The 19,755-nt window shown below is 68.4% G+C and carries 23 protein-coding genes and 1 tRNA gene; 7 read left to right on the top strand and 17 right to left on the bottom strand.

Annotated features, from left to right (window positions below; translation table 11 throughout):
- Window positions 1–137 precede the first annotated feature (137 nt).
- From AC07NI_RS12725 to AC07NI_RS12710, 4 genes are all read right to left on the bottom strand, one after another.
- A tRNA-Arg gene (locus AC07NI_RS12725) sits at window positions 138–214 on the bottom strand.
- A gap of 65 nt (window positions 215–279) precedes the next feature.
- Window positions 280–1,602, bottom strand: a complete 1,323-nt coding sequence (locus tag AC07NI_RS12720; protein ID WP_494619417.1) for an NCS2 family permease — start codon at window positions 1,600–1,602, stop codon at window positions 280–282.
- A 70-nt stretch (window positions 1,603–1,672) separates the two neighbouring features.
- Window positions 1,673–2,104, bottom strand: a complete 432-nt coding sequence (locus AC07NI_RS12715) for a hypothetical protein (protein WP_494619414.1) — start codon at window positions 2,102–2,104, stop codon at window positions 1,673–1,675.
- 4 nt (window positions 2,105–2,108) lie between these two features.
- Window positions 2,109–3,071 (bottom strand): ABC transporter ATP-binding protein, encoded by a 963-nt coding sequence (locus AC07NI_RS12710; protein WP_494619411.1) that lies wholly within the window; start codon window positions 3,069–3,071, stop codon window positions 2,109–2,111.
- Window positions 3,072–3,212: 141 nt separating this feature from the next.
- On the opposite strand from AC07NI_RS12710, the gene AC07NI_RS12705 reads away from it, so the two are divergent.
- Together AC07NI_RS12705 and AC07NI_RS12700 are read left to right on the top strand one after the other, a co-directional pair.
- On the top strand, window positions 3,213–3,479 hold the full coding sequence (locus AC07NI_RS12705; RefSeq protein ID WP_494619408.1) for a zinc-finger domain-containing protein: 267 nt from the start codon (window positions 3,213–3,215) through the stop codon (window positions 3,477–3,479).
- Window positions 3,480–3,488: 9 nt separating this feature from the next.
- Window positions 3,489–3,923 carry an acyl-CoA thioesterase gene (locus AC07NI_RS12700; RefSeq protein WP_494619405.1) on the top strand — a complete coding sequence of 145 codons (435 nt, stop codon included), beginning with the start codon at window positions 3,489–3,491 and terminating at the stop codon, window positions 3,921–3,923.
- Between the two features lie 107 nt (window positions 3,924–4,030).
- On the opposite strand, the gene AC07NI_RS12695 is transcribed toward AC07NI_RS12700, so the two are convergent.
- The gene (locus AC07NI_RS12695) at window positions 4,031–4,213 is read right to left on the bottom strand and encodes a DUF5808 domain-containing protein (protein ID WP_494619403.1); all 183 of its coding nucleotides are present in this window, start codon (window positions 4,211–4,213) and stop codon (window positions 4,031–4,033) included.
- Between the two features lie 72 nt (window positions 4,214–4,285).
- Complete coding sequence (locus tag AC07NI_RS12690) at window positions 4,286–5,179, bottom strand: LysR family transcriptional regulator (protein ID WP_494619400.1); 894 nt, start codon at window positions 5,177–5,179, stop codon at window positions 4,286–4,288.
- A gap of 95 nt (window positions 5,180–5,274) precedes the next feature.
- On the opposite strand from AC07NI_RS12690, the gene AC07NI_RS12685 reads away from it, so the two are divergent.
- Genes AC07NI_RS12685 through AC07NI_RS12670 form a run of 4 tightly spaced genes read left to right on the top strand, consistent with a single transcriptional unit; the run spans window position 5,275 to window position 7,585 of the window.
- Window positions 5,275–6,273, top strand: a complete 999-nt coding sequence (locus AC07NI_RS12685) for an aldo/keto reductase (protein ID WP_494619395.1) — start codon at window positions 5,275–5,277, stop codon at window positions 6,271–6,273.
- A gap of 40 nt (window positions 6,274–6,313) precedes the next feature.
- Window positions 6,314–6,709, top strand: a complete 396-nt coding sequence (locus tag AC07NI_RS12680; RefSeq protein WP_494619393.1) for a PaaI family thioesterase — start codon at window positions 6,314–6,316, stop codon at window positions 6,707–6,709.
- 4 nt (window positions 6,710–6,713) lie between these two features.
- On the top strand, window positions 6,714–7,109 hold the full coding sequence (locus AC07NI_RS12675; RefSeq protein ID WP_494619390.1) for an SRPBCC family protein: 396 nt from the start codon (window positions 6,714–6,716) through the stop codon (window positions 7,107–7,109).
- Window positions 7,110–7,111: 2 nt separating this feature from the next.
- The gene (locus AC07NI_RS12670; RefSeq protein WP_494619387.1) at window positions 7,112–7,585 is read left to right on the top strand and encodes a GNAT family N-acetyltransferase; all 474 of its coding nucleotides are present in this window, start codon (window positions 7,112–7,114) and stop codon (window positions 7,583–7,585) included.
- Between the two features lie 3 nt (window positions 7,586–7,588).
- Here the strand turns inward: AC07NI_RS12670 and AC07NI_RS12665 are convergent, their stop codons facing one another.
- From AC07NI_RS12665 to AC07NI_RS12625, 9 genes are all read right to left on the bottom strand, one after another.
- The gene (locus AC07NI_RS12665) at window positions 7,589–9,175 is read right to left on the bottom strand and encodes a long-chain fatty acid--CoA ligase (RefSeq protein WP_494619385.1); all 1,587 of its coding nucleotides are present in this window, start codon (window positions 9,173–9,175) and stop codon (window positions 7,589–7,591) included.
- A 65-nt stretch (window positions 9,176–9,240) separates the two neighbouring features.
- Window positions 9,241–11,046: a methyl-accepting chemotaxis protein gene (locus tag AC07NI_RS12660; RefSeq protein WP_494619383.1), complete on the bottom strand. Its 1,806-nt coding sequence runs from the start codon at window positions 11,044–11,046 to the stop codon at window positions 9,241–9,243.
- 94 nt (window positions 11,047–11,140) lie between these two features.
- Window positions 11,141–12,199 (bottom strand): 3-isopropylmalate dehydrogenase, encoded by a 1,059-nt coding sequence (leuB, locus tag AC07NI_RS12655; protein ID WP_494619381.1) that lies wholly within the window; start codon window positions 12,197–12,199, stop codon window positions 11,141–11,143.
- A gap of 12 nt (window positions 12,200–12,211) precedes the next feature.
- The gene (locus AC07NI_RS12650; RefSeq protein ID WP_494619379.1) at window positions 12,212–12,514 is read right to left on the bottom strand and encodes a putative quinol monooxygenase; all 303 of its coding nucleotides are present in this window, start codon (window positions 12,512–12,514) and stop codon (window positions 12,212–12,214) included.
- A 13-nt stretch (window positions 12,515–12,527) separates the two neighbouring features.
- A complete protein-coding gene (leuD, locus tag AC07NI_RS12645; RefSeq protein ID WP_494619377.1) occupies window positions 12,528–13,136 on the bottom strand; it encodes a 3-isopropylmalate dehydratase small subunit in 609 nt (202 codons plus the stop codon).
- Window positions 13,136–14,578 carry a 3-isopropylmalate dehydratase large subunit gene (leuC, locus tag AC07NI_RS12640; protein ID WP_494619375.1) on the bottom strand — a complete coding sequence of 481 codons (1,443 nt, stop codon included), beginning with the start codon at window positions 14,576–14,578 and terminating at the stop codon, window positions 13,136–13,138. Before leuC ends, leuD begins: the two co-directional genes overlap by 1 nt.
- A 157-nt stretch (window positions 14,579–14,735) precedes the next feature.
- Window positions 14,736–15,203 carry a hypothetical protein gene (locus AC07NI_RS12635; RefSeq protein WP_494619373.1) on the bottom strand — a complete coding sequence of 156 codons (468 nt, stop codon included), beginning with the start codon at window positions 15,201–15,203 and terminating at the stop codon, window positions 14,736–14,738.
- A gap of 284 nt (window positions 15,204–15,487) precedes the next feature.
- Window positions 15,488–16,447, bottom strand: a complete 960-nt coding sequence (locus AC07NI_RS12630; RefSeq protein WP_494619370.1) for a LysR substrate-binding domain-containing protein — start codon at window positions 16,445–16,447, stop codon at window positions 15,488–15,490.
- A 231-nt stretch (window positions 16,448–16,678) separates the two neighbouring features.
- Entirely contained in the window at window positions 16,679–17,581 is a 903-nt protein-coding gene (locus AC07NI_RS12625; protein WP_494619368.1) for an AraC family transcriptional regulator, read from the bottom strand.
- Between the two features lie 137 nt (window positions 17,582–17,718).
- Here AC07NI_RS12625 and AC07NI_RS12620 point away from each other — a divergent pair, with 137 nt between their 5' ends.
- Entirely contained in the window at window positions 17,719–18,486 is a 768-nt protein-coding gene (locus tag AC07NI_RS12620) for an SDR family NAD(P)-dependent oxidoreductase (RefSeq protein WP_494619366.1), read from the top strand.
- 79 nt (window positions 18,487–18,565) lie between these two features.
- On the opposite strand, the gene rplS is transcribed toward AC07NI_RS12620, so the two are convergent.
- The gene (gene rplS / locus AC07NI_RS12615; protein WP_454761749.1) at window positions 18,566–18,961 is read right to left on the bottom strand and encodes a 50S ribosomal protein L19; all 396 of its coding nucleotides are present in this window, start codon (window positions 18,959–18,961) and stop codon (window positions 18,566–18,568) included.
- A gap of 3 nt (window positions 18,962–18,964) precedes the next feature.
- Window positions 18,965–19,702, bottom strand: a complete 738-nt coding sequence (gene trmD / locus AC07NI_RS12610) for a tRNA (guanosine(37)-N1)-methyltransferase TrmD (RefSeq protein ID WP_494619362.1) — start codon at window positions 19,700–19,702, stop codon at window positions 18,965–18,967.
- Window positions 19,703–19,755: the final 53 nt, after the last annotated feature.

The raw sequence follows: 19,755 nt of genomic DNA, 5'->3' as shown, positions 1-19,755 counted from the left end.
ATAAAGCGGCATGGAAAGCGCCGCAACCTTTGCGGGTGAGAATGCCGCACGGGCCGTCCCCGAAATGGTTCAGGTTGTGTAAGATTCCCGACGTAGCGCCGCGATGGGCGACTTCAGGTCTTCGATTTCAGGAGAAATGGCGCACCCGACACGATTCGAACGTGTGACCTTTGCCTTCGGAGGGCAACGCTCTATCCAGCTGAGCTACGGGTGCATCGCGCCCAAGCAGACCGGGCGGGACGGCGTCTTAGCCGAAAGGCGGCTGGAGGGCAAACGCGATCACGCCGCCCCCATGTAGATGAACCGGAGCACGAACAGCGCCGCCAGCACGAACAGCAGCCAGTCGCTGGGCTTGGCCTGGCCGCGCACCAGTTTCAGGATGGCGAAGGCGGTGATGCCGAACGCCAGGCCGTTGGCGATCGAGAAGGTCAGCGGGATGGCGATCACCGTCAGGAAGGCGGGGATGGCCACGCCCGGATCGTCCCAATCGATGTCGGCCAGGGCGCCGACCATCATCGAGCCGACGATGATCAGGGCCGGCGCCGTGGCCGCCGCCGGGATCGCCTGGACCCACGGCGCGAAGAACAGGGTGGCCAGGAACAGCAGGCCAACCACGATCGCCGTCAGGCCCGTGCGGCCGCCGGCGGCCACGCCCGAGGCGCTCTCGATATAGCTGACCACGGTCGAGGTGCCGGCCAGCGAGCCGCCGATGGTGGCGATGCTGTCGGCGGTGAGGATGCGGTTCAGGCGCGGGATCGTGCCGTCGGGCTGCACCAGGCCGGCCTTTTTGGTCACCGCGACCAGGGTGCCGACATTGTCGAACAGGTCGACGAACAGGAAGACGAAGATCACCTCCGCGATCGCCATGCCGGCCCCGCCGTTCAGGTGCAGGGCGGCGGGGATATCCAGCTTCAGGGCCGTGGCGGTCAGGGCCGCCAGGCCGTACTCGCCGGGGACGATCTTGGCCAACCCTAAGGCCCAGGCGGCGCCGGCGGCGACCAGGATGCCGATCAGGATCGCGCCCTTCACCCGCCAGACCATCAGCCCGCCGATGATGGCGAGGCCGAGGATGGTGATGATCGCCGTCGGCTGGGTCAGGTCGCCCAGCGCCACCGTGGTGGCCGGATTGGCGACGATGATCCCGGCCTCCTTCAGGCCGATGAAGGCGATGAACAGGCCGATGCCCGCCGCGATGGCCGAGAACAGCGGGCGCGGGATCGCCCCGACGATCAGCTGCCGGATGCCCGCCACGGTCAGCACCAGGAAGGCGATGCCCGACAGGAAGACGCAGCCCAGGGCGGTCTCCCACGGCAGGCCCATGCCCTTGACGACGGTGAAGGTGAAATAGGCGTTGAGGCCCATGCCCGGGGCCAGGGCGATCGGATAGTTGGCGATCAGCCCCATCAGGATGGAGCCCAGCCCCGCCGCCAGGCAGGTGGCGGCGGCGACGCCGGCGATCGGCATGCCGGCCTGGCCCAGGATCGCCGGATTGACGATCACGATATAGGCCATGGTCAGGAAGGTGGTGAAGCCGGCCAGCACCTCGGTGCGCACCGAGGCGCCCTGGGCGCTCAGCCCGAACTGCTTCTCCAGGAAACTCATCGCCTGCCCCTATCCCCGCTGCGAAGCGGGAGTGTTGGCGGGCGGGTCCTGGAAGGCAAGCCCCAGGCGCCTAGCGCTTGCGGAAACGCTTGGCCTCGGCCTCGAGCTTGGACATCCACTCTTCCGGCTCGGTGCTTTCCGGCTGGAAGGGCAGGGTTCCAGCCACGCCGCGCACCGCCAGCGCCAACGGCGCGGAGAAGTGGCCCAGGACGCGCAGCGGCCGGCGCTTGTCGTCGGTGACGTCCCAGCCTTCGGCTTCGAACGCGGCGACCTGCGCGGCGGGCGGCCTGGTCTCGATATCGTCCCAGTCCGCTGGCCGCTCCACCGCCTCGGCCGCGTCGGTGGTCAGGCCGAACAGGGCCAGCACGCAGGCGTCGATCTCCGGATATTCGGCCCGGGCCTCGGGTTCGGCGAAGTCGCGCTTGAGCAGGGCCCGGTATTCCAGGTCGTTGACGCCAGGAAGGTCGATCAGGCGCCGCAGCGCGTCGGGCTTGCTGGTCATGCGCTTAGTCCCTAGTCGGATCGGCGGCGTTCGGGTCGCCATAGGTCAGGGCCAGGAAGACGTCTTCCAGGTCCGGGTCTTCCGTGGCGATGTCCTTGATCTTCAGGCCGTTGGCGCGCACGGCGGCCAGCACCTGCTCGACGCTGGACTGGCCGGTGCGATAGCTGACCTGGAAGGCGCCATTGGCCCGCAGCTTGGTGTCGAAGCCGGCCAGGGTCGGCGCGGCCAGCACCGGCTCCTCCGGCGTCACCACGACGTTGCGGCTGTCCATGCGGCGCAGCAGCGTCGAGGTCGGCTCGCAGGCCACCACCTCGCCGCGGTTGACGATGGCGATCTCGTCGCACAGCTCCTGGGCCTCTTCCAGGTAGTGGGTGGTCAGCACGATGGTGACGCCCAGCTCGTTGAGGCCCGTGACGTAGTGCCAGAGCTGGCGGCGCAGCTCGACATCGACGCCGGCGGTCGGCTCGTCGAGGATCAGCACCGGCGGCTGGTGGACCATGGCCTTCGCCACCATCAGGCGTCGCTTCATGCCGCCCGACAGCTGGCGGACATAGGCGTTGGCCTTGTCGCCCAGGCCGAGCGCGTTCAGCAGCTCGTCGGTGCGGCGCTCGTTCTTGGGCACGCCGTAGAAGCCAGCCTGCACCTCCAGCGACTCGCGCGGGGTGAAGAACACGTCGGCGGCCAGCTCTTGCGGCACCACGCCGATCGCGGCGCGGGCGTCGCGCGGCCGCTGGTCGATGTCGCGGCCCCAGATCTTCACCGTGCCCGAGCTCTTGCGCACCAGGCCGGCCAGGATGTTGATGAAGGTCGACTTGCCCGCGCCGTTGGGACCCAGCAGGCCGAAGATCGAGCCGCGCGGGATCTTCAGGTCGATGCCGTTCAGCGCCTTCTTTTCCGGCGAGGTCTTGGTGCCGGCATAGGTCTTGTACAGGCCTTCGGCTTCGATGGCGTAGGCGGGCAGGTCCATGGAGCGTCCAGATCGGGGGCGGAAGGGCCGGGAAACGTCGTTTGAGGCGCCCGTCGATTGACGGCGCCTTTGAGCGTCGCATAGGTATGCCTCGTTCGCCGCCGCGCCAAGGCCGCGTTCAGATTTCTCAAGGACGCCGATATGGCCAACGCCCCCACCGCTCCGACCGCCATGGATGTCGACGCGATCGCCGGCCCCGCGCCGGAGACGATCTCGGTCCGCTCGCACCGCATCGCCTGCGACGGCGTCGGCGGGGCCCTGGGCCACCCGCGCGTGTGGCTGGAGATGGGCGCGGCCGGCTTCGTCGACTGCTCCTATTGCGACCGCCGCTTTGTGGCCTCGACGGCCGTGGGCGACGAGGACGAGCTCCTGGCCCCGGGCGTCTACGAAGGCGCCGGCGGGCACTAGGCCCTCGCCATGGCTGACGACATCGCCCAATCGAACCGCGCCGAGACCCTGGCCAAGGCCTGGGAGGCGCTGGAATGGCCGCATGAGGCGCCGGTGCTGCGCGCCATCGCCATGCCCTCCGACACCAATCCCGAGGGCGACATCTTCGGCGGCTGGCTATTGTCGCAGATGGACCTGGCGGCCGCCTCGGTGGCCTTCCACCGCGCCGCCGGCCGCTGCGCCACCATCGCCGTCGACGGCATGACCTTCATCAGCCCGGTGTTCGTCGGCGACGAGGTCAGCCTGTTCGGCCGCATCGTCCACACCGGCCGCACCTCGTTGAAAGTCCAGGTCGAAGCCTGGCGCCGCCGCCGCGACGGCGAGCAGGCGCATAAGGTGACCGAGGGCGTGTTCACATTCGTGGCCATTGGCGACGACCGCAAGCCGAGGCCGCTGCCGGTTTAGAAGCGGCGGCGGGCATAAGCTGGGCTTATCCGATGCTAGTCACCCTCTCCCATAGAGAGAGGGGGTTACACCCTATCCGCCCAAGACGCTTTCCGACCCGAGCGGACTTAGGCGAAAGTCTTCGCCAAGATCGCCGCTACGATCAGGCCGCCGAACACGAGCGGGACCATAGGCGCACGAGGGTGCGACACGTTGATTGTCCACCCCATCACGGGAATACGCTTCGGCACGAAAAGCCGTGGGTCATCTGGCCCGTGGTAAAATCCGAAACCGTCGTATCGACCGTTCATCTCGACATCTCCGAATATCCAAAGTCTGCCAGAACAAACGGTGGCTTTGCACCCCATAGCGGACACGATTCCCTACCCCCGCTCCGCCTTCACGAAATCCACGAACGCCCTTAGCGGCGCCGGCATGTGCCTTCTGCTCGGATAGTACAGATACGGCCCTGAAAACGGCGGCAGCCAGTCGTCCAGCACCGTCTCCAGCCGGCCGGCGGCGATGGACGGCGCCAGAACGTCTTCGAAAATGGTCATCAGGCCCAGGCCGGCCTCGCAGGCGGCCAGTTCCAGGTCGACGCTGCTGCTGATCAGGCGGCCGGGCGGGTCGATGCGGATGACCTGGCCGTCCTTCTCGTATTCCCAGGGATAGGACACGCCGCTGGCGAAGCGGTGGCGGATGCAGGCGTGGTCGAGGACTTCGCGGGGATGGGTGGGGCGGCCATGAGCGGCGAAGTACGCAGGCGAGCCGGCGGTGACGAACCGCTGGGGGCCCGACAGCGGCACGGCGATCATGTCCTTTTCCAGCCGCTCGTCGTAGCGCACGCCGGCGTCGAAGCCCGCCGCCAGCACGTCGATGAAGCTGTCGTCGGCCATGATCTCGACCGACACGCCGGGGTGGGCGGCCAGGAAGCGCGGCAGGAATTTCGGCAGCACGTAGCGGGCGACGACGGTGGCCACGTTCAGGCGCAGCGTACCGGTCGGGCTGTCGCGGAAGGCGTTGACCTCGTCCAGGGCCAGGGCGACGTCGGCCAGGGCGGGGGAGAGGCGCTCCAGCAGCTTCTGGCCGGCCTCGGTGGGGGTGACGCTGCGGGTGGTGCGGTTGAGCAGGCGCACGCCCAGCCGGGTCTCCAGCCGCCGCACGGCCTCGCTCAGCGAAGAGGCCGAGACGTTGCGCACCGTCGCGGCGGCGCGGAAGCCGCGGGCCTGGGCCACGGCGGTGAAGGCGTCGAGATCGGCGAAGTCGGCGTGCTGCATTGTGCGAAATCCAGAACAGCCCGTACGGACTTGCTTGGATTATCGCACGACCTGTTCGGGCGCATAACCCCGGTCACTCATTCGGAGAGATCGCCATGAAGACCCGCCAACTCGGCAAGACCGGCCCTATCGTTTCCGCCTTCGGCCTGGGTGCCATGGGCATGTCGGACATGTACGGTCCCAGCGACCGGGCCGAGAGCCTGGCCACCTTCGACGCCGCCGTCGAGGCCGGGATCACCCTGGTCGACACCGGCGACTTCTATGGCATGGGCCACAACGAGATGCTGATCGGCGAGGCGCTGAAGAACCACAAGCGCGACCAGATCGTGATCAGCGTCAAGACCGCCGCCCTGCGCGACCCGGCCGGCGGTTTCCTGGGCTATGACGGCCGGCCCAAGGCGATCAAGAACTTCCTGGCCTACAGCCTCAAGCGCCTGGGCACGGACCATATCGACATTTACCGCCCCGCCCGCCTGGATCCGGACGTGCCGATCGAGGACACGGTCGGGGCCATCGCCGAGATGGTCCAGGCCGGCTATGTCCGCCACATCGGCCTGTCGGAAATGGGCGCGGAGACCATCCGCAAGGCCGCCAAGGTCGCGCCGATCGTCGACCTGCAGATCGAATATTCGCTGGTCTCGCGCGGCGTCGAGAAGGACATCCTGCCGACCTTGCGCGAACTGGGCATCGGCATGACGGCCTATGGCGTGCTGTCGCGCGGCCTGATCAGCGGCCACTGGAGCAAGGCGCGCAGTGAGGGCGTCGGCCGCGATTTCCGCGCCATGAGCCCGCGCTTCCAGGGCGACAATCTCGACGCCAACCTGAAGCTGGCCGAGGCTCTGCGCGCGGTGGCGGAGGCCAAGGGCGTGACCACGGCCCAGGCCGCTATCGCCTGGGTCGCTTCGCGCGGCGACGACATCGTGCCGCTGATCGGCGCCCGTCGCCGTGACCGGCTGAGTGAGGCGCTGGGCGCGCTGGACGTCGATCTGACGGCGGATGACCTGGCCGCCATCGAGGCCGCCGTGCCGGCCGAGGCGGTGGCGGGCACGCGCTACGCCGAGGCTATGATGAGCCATCTCGACAGCGAACGCTGACCTCTTGCATGACGGTGGGGGACGGGCGTCAGATGCTTGCATGAGCACGCCCGTCTTCGACCTCGACCTGCTGCCGTTCGCCGCCCTGATGGGGGTGAGCATCACCCATGCCGCCCCCGACCGCGTCGAGGGGCGGCTCGTTGTTCGGCCCGACCTGTGCACGGCTGGCGGCATCCTGCACGGCGGCGCGGCCATGGCCCTGGCCGACACGCTGGGGGCCATCGGCGCCTTCCTGTCGACGCCCGAGGGCAAGCGCACCACGACGCTGGAGAGCAAGACCAACTTCATCGGCTCGGCCAAGGTCGGGACGACCGTCGTGGCGGTTGCGACACCGCTCCATATCGGCAAGCGTTCCAGCGTGTGGACCACCCGCATCGAGGGCGACGAAGGACGCCTGGTGGCGGTGGTCACCCAGACCCAGATGACCGTGGAGTAGGCCCATGTTCGAGTCGCGCTACATCAGCATCCGCATCCACAAGCCGGCGGAGGCGGTCTATGCCTTCACCAAGGATCCGCAGAGCTTCACGAAATGGGCGGCGGGCCTGGCTTCGGGCCTGACGCCGGATGGCGACCAGTGGGTGGCTCACGGGCCGGGCGGTGACGTCCACGTGCGGTTCTCGCCGGAGAACCCCTATGGCGTGCTCGACCACTGGGTGACCCTGCCCGACGGGACCGAGCTCTACATGCCGCTGCGCGTGGTCGCCAACGGCGAGGGGGCCGAGGTCGGCATGACGCTCTATCGCCCGGCCAAGATGTTCGACGACGCCGCCTATGACCGCGACGCGGCGGCGGTGGCCCGCGATCTGGCCAAGCTGAAGGCCCTCGTCGAAGGATGAGCGTGGTCCTGCGCCCGCCCGCGCCGGGGGACCTCGGCTGGATCGTCCAGCGCCATGGCGCGCTCTACGCCGCCGAGGAGGGCTGGGACCATCGCTTCGAGGGCGTCGTGGCCGGCGTGGTGTCCGACTACGTCAAGACCTACGACCCTGCCCGTGAGGCCTGCTGGATCGCCGAGCACGACGGCCGGAACGTCGGCTCGATCATGCTGGCCAAGGAGAGCGACACGGTCGGCCGCCTGCGCCTGCTGCTGGTCGAGCCCACGGCGCGCGGCCTGGGCGTCGGCGAGTCCCTGATCGCCGCCTGCATCGCCAGAGCGCGCGAGGCCGGCTATGCCGAGATGGTGCTGTGGACCCAGAGCAACCTGCTGCCGGCCCGGCGCCTCTATACGCGCTTCGGGTTCGAACTGGAGACAAGCTGGCCTTATGACGGCTTCGGCGAGGACCTGGTGTCGGAGAGCTGGCGGCTCAAGCTTTAGGCGCTAGTTCGTGAGGTGGCCCTTCCAGGCTTCACGCAAGACCTTCTTATCGATCTTGCCCGTGGCGGTCAGCGGCACGGCCGCGAACACCACGTCGTCCGGCGTCCACCACTTGACGATCCTGGGCGCCAGATAGTCCAGCACGTCGGCCTTGCAGACCGCCGCGCCATCGTGGGCCTCGATGACCAGCAGGGGACGTTCCTCCCACTTGGGATGCGGCACGCCGACGACGGCGGCGATCTTCACGCCGGGACAGCCGACGGCGACGTTCTCCAGGTCGATCGAGCTGATCCACTCGCCGCCGGACTTGATGACGTCTTTCTGGCGGTCGGTGATGCGCATGAAGCCGTGCGCATCGAGCGTGGCGATGTCGCCGGTGTCGAACCAGCCATCCTCGCGGGCGGCGTCGGCCTCCTTGCGGAAGTAGCGGCGCACAGTCCAGGGGCCGCGCACCAGCAGGGCGCCGGAGGTTTCGCCGTCGTGCGGGGCTTCGCTGCCGTCGTCCAGTTCGACCCGCAGCTCGATGCCGAATTGCAGTCGGCCCTGGCGGGTCCAGATGGCCTCGTCCATGGCCTCTTCGCCCAGGGCCGCGAGGGCCGGGGTGGGGGTGGCGACGACGCCGATCGGGCAGGTCTCGGTCATGCCCCAGATCTGCAGGGTCTGGACGCCATAGAGCCGCTTGAACGCCTCGGCCATGGCGCGCGGCACGGCGCTGCCGCCGATGACGACGCGCTTCAGCGTGGTCGGCGAGGCGTCGTTCTTCTCCAGCCAGTCGAGATACATCGTCCAGATGGTCGGCACGCCGCCGGTGAAGGTGACGCCCTCGCCCTCGATCAGCGCGTGCAAGCTGGCGCCGTCCATCTTGTCGGCGGGCAGGACCAGCTTGGCCCCGCACAGCGGCGCGCTGAACGGCAAACCCCAGGCGGTGGCGTGGTAGAGGCTGGAGCAGGGCATGACCACGTCGAACGCCGTGAAGCCGAACGCGCTGTTCAGGCCTCCAGCCATGGCGTGCAGCACCACGGCCCGGTGCGAATAGAGCACCCCCTTGGGATCGCCCGTCGTGCCCGAGGTGTAGCAGAGGAAGGCCCCGGCGTTCTCGTCGAAGACCGGCCAGGGATAAGTCTCGGCCTCGCCGGCGATCAAGGTCTCGTAGTCGTCGGCCGACAGCAGGACGAAGGTCTTCACCGTGGTCAGCTGCGGCCGGATCCGCTCGACCAGGGCGGCGAAGCTGCGGTCGTAGAACAGCACCCCGCTTTCGGCATGATTGATCGTGTAGACGATCTGCTCGTCGAACAGGCGCGGATTGGCCGTGTGCAGCACCGCGCCGATCCCGGGGACGGCGTAGAACAGTTCCAGGTGCCGGTGGGTGTTCCAGGCCAGCGAGGTGACGCGGTCGCCTGCTCCTACGCCCAGGCGTTTGAGGGCATGGGCCAGCTGGGCGCTGCGTCGGCCAAGGCCGGCATAGTCGTAGCGCCATAGCGGCTCGTCGATCAGCTTGGAGACGATCTCCCGCGCCCCGTGGGCCTGGGCGGCATAGGTGAGGATGCCGCTGATCATCAGTGGCGTCGTCTGCATCAGGCCCGCGATCATCGGTCCCTCCCAACTCTTATTGTTGGGAGGACCCTAGAACGTGAACGCTGTTCAGTGGAAGGCGTCTAGGCCGCGCGTCGGCGGCTTTGCGTCGCCGTGTGGCCCACCTGGAAGCGACCGACCAGCACCGACAGCTCGCTGGCCTCGCCCTTCAGCGAGTGGCTGGCGGCGGTGGCTTCCTCGACCATGGCGGCGTTCTGCTGGACGACCTGGTCCATCTGGTTCACCGCCACATTGACCTGGTGCAGGCCGGTGGACTGCTCCTGGGCCGAGGCGGCGATCTCGCGGACCAGGGCGTCGATCGAGGCGACCTGACCGACGATGGCGCGCAGGGACTCGCCCGTCTGGGCGACGAGATCCACACCCGCGCCGACCTGCTGCGACGAGGTCGAGATCAGCGTCTTGATCTCCTTGGCCGCGTCCGCCGAGCGCTGGGCGAGCGCGCGGACTTCCTGAGCGACGACCGCGAAGCCACGGCCGGCTTCTCCCGCGCGAGCGGCCTCGACCCCGGCGTTGAGCGCCAGGAGGTTGGTCTGGAAGGCGATCTCGTCGATCACGCTGATGATCTGGTTGACCTGGGCCGACGAGCTTTCGATCTGGCTCATGGCGCTGACCGCCTGGTCGACGATCTGGCCCGAGCGCTCGGCGCCGGTGCGGGCCTGGGCGACCAGGGCCGAGGCCTCCTTGGCGCCGTCGGCGGTCTTGCGGACCGTGGCGGTGATCTCGTCCAGGGCGGCGGCGGTTTCTTCCAGGCTGGCGGCCTGTTGCTCGGTGCGGCGCGAGAGGTTGTCCGAGGCGTCGGCGATCTCGTCGGCGCCGCTGTTGACGCCGCCGGTCGCGGCGTTGATCGCCTGCAGGGCCTGCTGGATCCGCTCGGCGGCGGCGTTGAAATTGGTCTTCAGGCTCTCGGCCTTGGGCGAGAACGGGATGGTGATCCGATGGGTCAGGTCGCCGGCCGCCAGGCGGTCGAGGGCCTCGGTCAGCGCCTTGATGTTGACCGCGTCGCTGCGGGCGATCTCGGCCTTCTCGGCCTCGTTGGCGGCGCGCTCGTTGTCGACGGCGACGCGCTGGGCGCCGGCCTCGCTCTCGATCCGCAGCTTCTCAAGCGCGGCGTCCTTGAAGTGGGACACGGCGTCGGCCATCTGGCCGACCTCGTCCTTGCGGCCGACGGCAGGAACTTCGATGTCGAGCTCCCCGGCTGAAAGCCGGCGCATGGCCGCGGTCATGGCGGCGACGGGGGCGGCGACGCCGGTCGACAGCAGCCAGCCCATCAGGCCGGCGATGACGAGGGCGGCCGCGCCGCCGATCAGCAGGGCGGTGTTGGCCAGGTCCTGATTGGCCTTGGCCTCCTGCATGCGCACGGTCACGCGGCCCTTGGCGGCTTCCAGCAGTTCCTGCTGCACCGCGCGGATCTCGGTCAGGCTCTTCTTGCCCAGCAGTTGGCCGGCCTGCTCGCGACCGGCGACCGGGTCGGCCATCGCCGCCAGCGAGGGATCGGCGATGTCATGGCGCCAGGCGGTCATGGCCGTGCGCAGGCGCTGGATACGCTCTTTCTGGGCCGGAACCGTGGTCTTGGCCTCGAAGGCGTCGAGACGGGTGTCGAACTTGTCCTTGGCCACGCCGTAGGTCTTGGCGAAGGCCGGGTCGCCCATCAGGGCGTAGCCGCGCAGGGCGTTCTGCTGCTCCAGCACCAGCGCCATGATCTCCTCGGCCTGGGCGGCCAGGGACATGCTGCGCTGGCTGGAGATCGAGGCCTCGTCGATGCGCTTGAGGCTGGCGAACACGACCGCCGATGAGATTGCAGAAACGACGATCAGCGTACAGAACGCCACGCCGAGTTTGGCAGGTATATTCAGGTCCTTGAAAGACATATCGCCGAATCCCCGAAACACACATGAAGTGGTTCAGGAAATCGGCGATTATCCTTAAGGACTCATTGCAAATTTTGCAAAGAACAAGGTTCTATTAATTGTGAATATTCGCAATAACAGCGTCGCCCATTTGAGCAGTGTTCAGAGCGCCGCCCAGGTCTCGAGTCTTCGCGCCTTGGTCGAGTGTCTTCTTCACCGCCGCAAGAAGAGCATCGGCGGCTTCGACCTGCTTCAGTGACCAGCGCAGGGCCATCTCGAACGACAGGATGGCGGCTAGCGGATTGGCCAGGCCCTTGCCGGCGATGTCGGGGGCCGAGCCGTGGATCGGCTCGTACAGGCCCGGCTTGTTGGGATCGCCGATGGCGGCCGAGGGCAGCATGCCCAGCGAGCCGGTCAGCATGGCCGCCGCGTCCGACAGGATGTCGCCGAACAGGTTGTCGGTGACGATGACGTCGAACTGCTTGGGCGCGCGGACCAGCTGCATGGCGCAGTTGTCGGCCAGGATGTGCTCAAGCTGGACGTCCGGATACTCACGCGCGTGCAGCTCGGTGATCACCTGCTTCCACAACAGGCCCGACTCCATGACGTTCGACTTCTCGGCCGAGTGGACCTTGTTGGTCCGGCCCCGGGCCAGTTCGAAGGCCACGCGGCCGACGCGCTCGATTTCGCTGGTGGTGTAGACGGCGGTGTCGAAGCCCTTCTTCTGGCCGTCGGCCAGGGTCTCGATGCCGCGCGGCTCGCCGAAATAGACGCCGCCGACCAGCTCGCGCACGAACATGATGTCCAGGCCCGAGACCAGCTCGGTCTTCAGGCTGGAGGCACCGGCCAGGGCCTCGAAGCAGTAGGCGGGACGCAGGTTGGCATAGACGTTCATCGCCTTGCGCAGGCCCAGCAGGCCGGCCTCGGGGCGCAGGTGGCGCGGGGCGTTGGCCCATTGCGGACCGCCGACGGCGCCCATCAACACCGCGTCGCTGGCGATGGCCTGGTCGCGGACCTCGTCTAGCAGCGGCGTGCCGTGGGCGTCATAGCTGGAGCCGCCGTAGGGCGCTTCCGACACCTGGAGGTCCGGGGTGATGGCGGCCGCCACGCGGCGCACTTGCGCGCAGACTTCCGGGCCGATGCCGTCGCCGGGCAGGAGGAGCAGGGTGGACATGGGAGGCTCTCTCTAGATCTTGCGGTAGTCGGAAATATCGAAGGACGACAGGTCGCGGCCGTGCACGCCCAGCTCGGCGCAGGCGGCGCGCCAGGCGGCCATGTGCGGGGTCGCGCGGTGGAATTCCAAGGCCGCCTCGCTCTCGAAGTGCTCGTAGACCCGGATCAGGCCCGGGTCGAGCGGGTCCTCGGTCAGGGCGTAGTCCAGGCAGCCCGGCTCGGCGCGGGTGCCTTCGACCTGGGCGCGGAGGTGCGGGCGCAGGTCCGCGAGGCGTTCGGGCGCGATGCGGATCGTGCCGGCGAGGATGAGGGTCATGAACCCGCCGGGATCAGGCTTCCAGCCAGGGCTGGCTGAGCGCGCGCTTGCTCTCGTAGACGTCGATGTCGCCGCCGTGCATCAGGGTCTCGCCGATGGCGTCCAGGCCCTTGAGCATCTTCTCTTTCCGCACCGGATCGATGTCGAACGCGATCACCTTGCCCGACGGCGAGATCACGGTCTGGGCTTCCAGGTCGACGCTGACCATGTGGTTGCCGCCCTTGGCCTCGTCCATCAGGAGCGACAGCTCGTCGGGCGTCACCACCACCGGCAGCAGGCCGTTGTTGAAGCAGTTGTTGTTGAAGATGTCGGCGAAGCTGGTCGAGATCACGCACATGATCCCGAAGTCCATCAGCGCCCACGGGGCGTGCTCGCGCGAGCTGCCGCAGCCGAAATTGTCGCCGGCGATCAGCACGCTGGCGTTCTTGTACTCCGGCCGATTGAGCACGAAGTCGCTGATCTCGTTGCCGTCGCCATCGACGCGGAAGTCGTAGAATAGGCCCTTGGCCAGACCCTCGCGCTCCACGGTCTTGAGGAACTGCTTGGGGATGATCTGGTCGGTGTCGATATTGGCCAGCTCCAGCGGAGCCGCGCGGCCGTCGAGGCGGGTGAAGGCGCGCATCAGGCGGTCTCCTCCAGGAAGGTGCGCATGTCGGTCAGGTGGCCCGCGATCGCCGCCGCCGCCGCCATGGCGGGGGAGACGAGGTGGGTGCGGCCGGCGCGGCCCTGGCGGCCTTCGAAGTTGCGGTTGCTGGTTGAGGCGCAGCGCTCCTGCGGGGCCAGCTTGTCGGGGTTCATGGCCAGGCACATCGAGCAGCCGGGCTCGCGCCAGTCGAAGCCGGCGGCCTTGAAGATGGCGTCCAGGCCCTCGGCCTCGGCCTGTTCCTTCACCAGGCCCGAGCCTGGAACGACCATGGCCTTGACGTGCGGCGCCACGAGGCGGCCGTGCAGGAAGGCTTCCTGCACCACGGCGGCGGCGGCGCGCATGTCCTCGATCCGGCTGTTGGTGCACGAGCCGATGAAGACGCGGTCGATGCGGGCCGCCGAGATCGGCTGGCCGGCGGTCAGGCCCATATAGTCCAGGGCCCGGTGAGCGGCCGCGCGCTTGTCGGGCGTGGCGAAGCTTTCCGGATCCGGGACGTTGCCGGTGACCGGCACGACGTCCTCAGGGCTGGTGCCCCAGGTGACCATCGGCACCAGCGCCGCGCCGTCGATGACCACGGTGCGGTCGTAGACGGCGTCCTCGTCGGTGAAGAAGGTCTTCCAGTGGCTCTGGGCCATGTCCCAGGCCGCGCCCTTGGGAGCGGCGGGCTTGCCCTGGATATAGGCGAAGGTCTTCTCATCCGGCGCGATCAGGCCGGCCTTGGCGCCGCCCTCGATGGTCAGGTTGCAGAGGGTCATGCGGCCCTCCATCGACAGCTCGCGCACGGCCTGGCCGGCGAACTCGATGACGTAGCCGGTGCCGCCAGCGGTGCCGATCTCGCCGATCACGGCCAGGGCGATGTCCTTGCCCGTGACGCCGGGGCCGAGGCTCCCGTCGACGCGGACCAGCATGTTCTTGGCCTTCTTCTGGCGCAGGGTCTGGGTGGCCAGGACGTGCTCGACCTCGGACGTGCCGATGCCGTGGGCCAGGGCCCCGAAGGCGCCGTGGGTCGAGGTGTGGCTGTCGCCGCAGACGATGGTCATGCCCGGCTGGGTGCGGCCCTGCTCGGGACCGACCACGTGGACGATGCCGTTGCGGATGTCGCCCATCGGGAAGAATTCGATGCCGTTGTCCGCCACGTTGCGGGCAAGGGTCTTGAGCTGCAGACGCGCTTCCTCGTCCGTCACCGCATCGACGCCCAGGGCCTGGCCCTCGGTCGGGATGTTGTGGTCCGCCACGGCGAGCGTGCGGTCGGGACGGCGCACCTTGCGACCGGCCGCGCGAAGGCCGGCGAAGGCCTGCGGGGTGGTCACCTCGTGGATCAGGTGCAGGTCGATATAGAGGATGGCCTCGCCGTCGGTTTCGCTGACGACGTGGGCGTCCCAGATCTTGTCGTAGAGGGTTTTGGCTGAGCGGGTCATAGCGCCTCGCATCTAGGCCTTCGCGGCGGGCGCGTAAAGCGAGGAAGCGCCCAGAATCCTTGGTTCGACCGCCGTATGGCGATGGTTCGTGCCCCTTCGGCCACGCTGGGGGCTGGCGCCGCGCACGTTTATTTCACCGGCGCGGCGAACTCGCCGCCTACTTCGCCGCCTGCATGGCCTTCAGCTTGGCGTCGAACTCCTCGCCGGCCTTGTTGTAGTCCTGGACGGCGGCGTTGTACTGCTCCCTGCCGCCCGGCTTGTCGTTCATCATCAACGGCAGGGAGGCGTCCTGGCGCTTGGAGGCGTCGTCCTGCTTGAGGTCCCGCTCGGCTTCCAGGGCGATGACCTTGCGGGTCAGGGTGAGGGCTTCGCCGACCGTCGCGGGATCCTTGCCGCCCGGCGCCAGGATCAGGATGGCGTGCGCGCCCATCGGCGAGGCGGCCGCCGCGCGCGACAGCAGGTAGCGCGCGAAGACGGGGCGCTCGCCCGGCTCGAGGCGGTCCGAGACGGACTGGACCTTGGCCGGATCGCCGAGCAGCTCCGGGGTGATCTTGATGTCGTGGGGTTTGGGCGAGCACGCCGCCAGAGCCAGCCCGCAAACGGCGGCGATCACAAAACGCTTCATCGACTTCCCCCGAGAGGTTCGGCTCGCTGGCCAAACAGGTCGGCGCGACCCTATCGCGTCGGTGGTGGAGCGCAATCTCGGATGGATCAAAACGACATAGGGCGCGCCAGTGGTTTCGGCGCGCCCTAGCATCATTCTTTGCTTCCGGGGGCCGATGGCTCCGCCCGGAAAGGGCCGTCCACTAGAAAGGAGACGGTCTGGAAGCCCGGCCTGGGCCGGGGGTGAAGCCACCATCTCACGTACCGCAGTTTTGTCAATAAGGGTGCGATCGCACCTAAGCTTGGCTATTGTGGCCGGCTGAACGGCGAGGCGTCGTCCGTCGCCGTGGGCTCCATCGCCGCGTAGTGGGCGATCAGCGGGTCGGCGGCGGCCTGGGCCAGCACCCAGTCACGGAAGGCGGCGATCTTGCGCACCCGGGCGCGGTCGCTGGGATAGGCCAGCCAGTAGCCGCCGGTGTATCGGGCCACCGTCTCGAACGGCTGCACCAGCCGCTTCTCGGCCAGCTCGCGGGCGAAGAAGATCGGCGAGCCCAGGGCCACGCCGTGGTGGGCCAGGGCGCTGGCCACCTCAAGGGCTTGCGCGTCGGAGGCCAGGCGCGGGGCGGCGCGATCGCTGGCGGAGACCCCGGCGGCCTGGAACCACTCGGCCCACTCGCGGGCGACGCCGATGCGGGGCAGGTCCATAAGGTCGTCTGGCCACTCGACCCCGCCGACCCGGGCCAGGAACTCAGGCGTGCAAAGAGGCGTCTGCACGGCCGGTATAAGGAAATGTGATGTCGTGCCCGGCCAGCGGCCTTGGCCGCCGCGCAGCGCCATGTCGATGCCTTCGCGCGCGAGATCGGCGACGCGGCTGGAGGCTTCCAGCCGCACGGCGATGCGCGGATGGGCGATCTGGAAGCCGCCCAGGCGCGGAGCCAGCCACTGGCCGCCCAGGCTCTGGACCGTGGTGATCGACAGCACGCCTTCCTCGGTCTCGACCAGGTCCGACACCGCCGAGCGCAACAGGGACAGGGCCTCGGTGGCCACGCGCGACAAGCGTTCGCCCGGCGGGGTCAGGGTCACCTCGCGCGGCAGGCGGTTGAACAGCGGCTGGTCCAGCTGCTGCTCCAGGGCCTTCACCTGCCAGCTGACGGCGGCCTGGGTGACGCCCAGCTCCTCGGCCGCGCGGGTGAAGCTCTTCAGGCGCGCGGCCGCCTCGAACACGCGAATGGCGCTGAGCGGCAGGCGGGCGAGGATATCAGCCATAAGCAGGCCTTATGGGCAGCCAAGGAGGCCGCGTTTGTTCTTCGTCAGCATAACGCCGATCTTCGGTTGTGTCGAAGAGCCAAAGGAGCGGCGACGATGATGGACGAAGCCCTCAAGACCCATAGGGAAATGACGTTCGGCTGGGTGCTGGCCCTGCAAAGCGCGTGGAGCGCCCTGCGGTCGCCGGCGTCTCGTCCGAGCCGACGCTATCTGACCCTGCGATAAGCGAGACTAGGCCGCGTCGCGCTCAGGCGCGGCCGCCAGGCGCTGGACGTCCCGCTTGGGCGGCGCGCCGAACAGGCGGGCATATTCCCGGCTGAACTGCGAGGGGCTCTCGTAGCCGACCTCGAAGGCGGCGGCCTCGACGTTGAAGGCGTGGGCGACCATCAGCCGGCGGGCCTCCAGCAGCCGCAGGTGCTTCTGGTACTGCAGCGGCGTGTATGAGGTGAGCGCCTTGAACTGGCGATGGAAGGCCGAGACGCTCAGGTGGGCGACCTGCGCCAGGTCCTCGACCCGGACGGCCTCACGGAAGCGGTCGCGCAAGGCCCTCAGGGCGTCGGTGACGTGGCGCGATGGGCCGGTCTTCAGGGCCAGGCGGGCGACGTCGCCGCCGTGCGGGCCGACCAGCAGCCAGTAGCAGATTTCGCGCATGACGCCGGGATAGAGCGCCGGGACCGCCTGGGGCGTCTCCAGCAGGCGAACAAGGCGCAGGGCGCAGTCGGCCAGCGGGCCGTCGAAATCGGTCACGAACACGCCCCGTCGCGGCGGGCCGCTGACGTCGGGCAGGGTTTCCAGGGTCTCGGCCACCTCGCGCAGGATCGTGAGGTCGAGGGCGAACATCAGCACCAGGCAAGGCGCGCCAGGGCGGGCCTCGAACACCCGGCCGATCGAGGGCGTCTCGACGCCGATCACCAGGGCTTGGCCGGCGTGGTATTCCAGCTGCTGGCCGCCGAAATTGCCCCACTTGGCGCCCTGGGCCACCAGGCACACCGCCGGCCCCGACAGGATGTGGCTGGGCGGTTTGGGCTGGTCCGAGCGCATCACCGCCACGCCAGGGATCGCCGTGAAGAACGGGCTCTCTCCGGTCTGGCGCTCGGTGTAGCGCAGCAGGGCTTCGGCCAGCGGGCTCGGCATGGACGGCTCCGGTCTCAGGGCCTCTGCAATGTAGGGCGCGGGCAGGAATAGGCAAGAAATCGAAAAGTCCCGGCATCCCCTCCGCGCGGGACGAGGCGCAGGATGGGCTCATCGATCCAACCCGGAGTCTCCCCCCCATGTCGCCTCACCCCATGTCCAAGATCGCGATCATCACCGGCGGCAGCCGCGGCATCGGCCGTGACACAGTCCTGCGCCTGGCCGAACGCGGCGTGCGCTCGATCATCACCTACAAGTCCAATCAGGCCGAGGCCGACGCCGTCGTCGCGCTGGTGGAGAAGGCCGGCGCCAAGGCGGTCGCCCTCCAGCTCGACGTCGGCGACGCGGCCTCGTTCCCGGCCTTTGCCGAGCAAGTCCGGACGGCCCTGGCCACCCTGGGCGCCGAGCGCTTCGACTATCTGGTCAACAACGCCGGCACGTCCTCGGCCGCCTCGCTGACCACGATCACGCAGGCCGAGATGGACGGTCTCTACGCCGTGCACCTGAAGGGGCCGCTGTTCCTGACCCAGGCGCTGCTGCCGCTGATCAATGACGGCGGGCGGATCGTGAACATCTCCTCGGGGCTGGCGCGCTTCGCCATGCCGGGCCGGGTCGGCTATGGCCCGATCAAGGCCGCCGTCGAGGCCCTGACCCGCTACATGGCCGTCGAGCTGGGCCCGCGCCGGATCACCGCCAATGTCGTGGCCCCCGGGGCCATCGCCACTGACTTCAGTGGCGGCATGGTCCGCGACAATCCGCAGGTCGCCAAGGCCGTGGCCGACAACACCGCCCTGGGCCGGCATGGCGTCCCCGAGGATGTCGGGCCGGTGATCGCGGGCCTGCTGTCGGACGAGTTCGGCTGGGTCAACGCCCAGCGGATCGAGGTCTCGGGCGGCACGCACATCTGACGCGCTCCCTCTCGCGCGGACAAAGAAAAAGGCCCCGGCGTTTCCGCCGGGGCCTCGTTCGTATCCGTGGACCGGAAGCTTAGGCTTCGGTCGAGGCCGAAGCCTTCGGGCCGCCCGAACGCTCGGCGATACGGGCCGACTTACCGCGACGGTCGCGCAGGTAGTACAGCTTGGCGCGACGGACGACGCCGCGACGCTTGACTTCGATGCTTTCGATGCTCGGCGAGAGCAGCGGGAACAGACGTTCCACGCCTTCGCCGAACGAGATCTTGCGGACCGTGAAGCTCTCGTGGACGCCGGCGCCGGCGCGGGCGATGCAGACGCCTTCATAGGCCTGAACGCGCTCGCGCTCGCCTTCCTTGATCTTCACGTTGACGCGCAGGGTGTCGCCGGGACGGAATTCCGGGATCGCGCGGACGGCCAGCAGACGGGCCGCTTCTTCTTGCTCGAGCTGAGCGACGATGTTGATCGCCATGGTCTATTCTCCTTTAGGCTTACCCGTTTTCGGGTCGCCTTTTGCCTGTTGATTGGCGAGATGCGCTTCCCAGAGATCTGGACGCCGCTCGCGGGTCGTTTCTTCACGCATATGCTTGCGCCATTGGTCGATCCGCTTGTGATCGCCCGACAGCAGCACCTCGGGGATATCCAGTCCTTCGAACGTCCGCGGTCGCGTGTACTGCGGATGCTCCAGGAGGCCGTCCTCGAAGCTTTCTTCCAGCGTGCTCTCGATGTTCCCCAGAACACCCGGGGCAAGTCGAACGCACGCCTCGATCACGACCATCGCCGCTGTTTCTCCTCCTGCGAGGACAGCGTCTCCGACCGAGATCTCCTCGAACCCTCGGGCGTCGAGCACCCGTTGATCCACCCCCTCGAAGCGGCCGCACAACACCACGATACCGGGCGCCTTGGACCACTCTCTTACGCGCGCCTGGGTCAGGGGCCTGCCCCGGGCGCTCATGTACAAAAGCGGCCGACCATTCAGCTCCACACTATCGAGCGCAGAGGCGATGACGTCCGCTTTGAGCACGGCTCCCGCGCCGCCACCCGCGGGGGTGTCGTCGAGGAAGCCGCGCTTATCCTTGGAAAAGGCCCGAATGTCCAGCGTTTCCAGACGCCACAGGTCCTGCTCGGTCCAGGCGGTCCCGATCATCGAAACGCCGAGCGGGCCTGGGAAGGCCTCGGGGAACATGGTCAGGACGGTGGCGGTGAACGGCATGGGCGCTCTTTAGCCGCACCCGCGCCGAGAGTCGAAGGGGGTGTCGGGGGCCG

This window comes from Caulobacter sp. GW821-FHT10E02, from assembly GCF_059415225.1.
This window is presented reverse-complemented; position numbering and strand designations above follow the sequence as displayed.

Coding starts and splice junctions, on each gene's coding strand:
- AC07NI_RS12720 (WP_494619417.1), bottom strand. CDS start 1,602: ATGAGTTTCCTGGAGAAGCAGTTCGGGCTGAGCGCCCAGGGCGCCTCG.
- AC07NI_RS12715 (WP_494619414.1), bottom strand. CDS start 2,104: ATGACCAGCAAGCCCGACGCGCTGCGGCGCCTGATCGACCTTCCTGGC.
- AC07NI_RS12710 (WP_494619411.1), bottom strand. CDS start 3,071: ATGGACCTGCCCGCCTACGCCATCGAAGCCGAAGGCCTGTACAAGACC.
- AC07NI_RS12705 (WP_494619408.1), top strand. CDS start 3,213: ATGGCCAACGCCCCCACCGCTCCGACCGCCATGGATGTCGACGCGATC.
- AC07NI_RS12700 (WP_494619405.1), top strand. CDS start 3,489: ATGGCTGACGACATCGCCCAATCGAACCGCGCCGAGACCCTGGCCAAG.
- AC07NI_RS12695 (WP_494619403.1), bottom strand. CDS start 4,213: ATGAACGGTCGATACGACGGTTTCGGATTTTACCACGGGCCAGATGAC.
- AC07NI_RS12690 (WP_494619400.1), bottom strand. CDS start 5,179: ATGCAGCACGCCGACTTCGCCGATCTCGACGCCTTCACCGCCGTGGCC.
- AC07NI_RS12685 (WP_494619395.1), top strand. CDS start 5,275: ATGAAGACCCGCCAACTCGGCAAGACCGGCCCTATCGTTTCCGCCTTC.
- AC07NI_RS12680 (WP_494619393.1), top strand. CDS start 6,314: ATGAGCACGCCCGTCTTCGACCTCGACCTGCTGCCGTTCGCCGCCCTG.
- AC07NI_RS12675 (WP_494619390.1), top strand. CDS start 6,714: ATGTTCGAGTCGCGCTACATCAGCATCCGCATCCACAAGCCGGCGGAG.
- AC07NI_RS12665 (WP_494619385.1), bottom strand. CDS start 9,175: ATGATCGCGGGCCTGATGCAGACGACGCCACTGATGATCAGCGGCATC.
- AC07NI_RS12660 (WP_494619383.1), bottom strand. CDS start 11,046: ATGTCTTTCAAGGACCTGAATATACCTGCCAAACTCGGCGTGGCGTTC.
- leuB (WP_494619381.1), bottom strand. CDS start 12,199: ATGTCCACCCTGCTCCTCCTGCCCGGCGACGGCATCGGCCCGGAAGTC.
- AC07NI_RS12650 (WP_494619379.1), bottom strand. CDS start 12,514: ATGACCCTCATCCTCGCCGGCACGATCCGCATCGCGCCCGAACGCCTC.
- leuD (WP_494619377.1), bottom strand. CDS start 13,136: ATGCGCGCCTTCACCCGCCTCGACGGCCGCGCGGCTCCGCTGGAGCTG.
- leuC (WP_494619375.1), bottom strand. CDS start 14,578: ATGACCCGCTCAGCCAAAACCCTCTACGACAAGATCTGGGACGCCCAC.
- AC07NI_RS12635 (WP_494619373.1), bottom strand. CDS start 15,203: ATGAAGCGTTTTGTGATCGCCGCCGTTTGCGGGCTGGCTCTGGCGGCG.
- AC07NI_RS12630 (WP_494619370.1), bottom strand. CDS start 16,447: ATGGCTGATATCCTCGCCCGCCTGCCGCTCAGCGCCATTCGCGTGTTC.
- AC07NI_RS12625 (WP_494619368.1), bottom strand. CDS start 17,581: ATGCCGAGCCCGCTGGCCGAAGCCCTGCTGCGCTACACCGAGCGCCAG.
- AC07NI_RS12620 (WP_494619366.1), top strand. CDS start 17,719: ATGTCGCCTCACCCCATGTCCAAGATCGCGATCATCACCGGCGGCAGC.
- rplS (WP_454761749.1), bottom strand. CDS start 18,961: ATGGCGATCAACATCGTCGCTCAGCTCGAGCAAGAAGAAGCGGCCCGT.
- trmD (WP_494619362.1), bottom strand. CDS start 19,702: ATGCCGTTCACCGCCACCGTCCTGACCATGTTCCCCGAGGCCTTCCCA.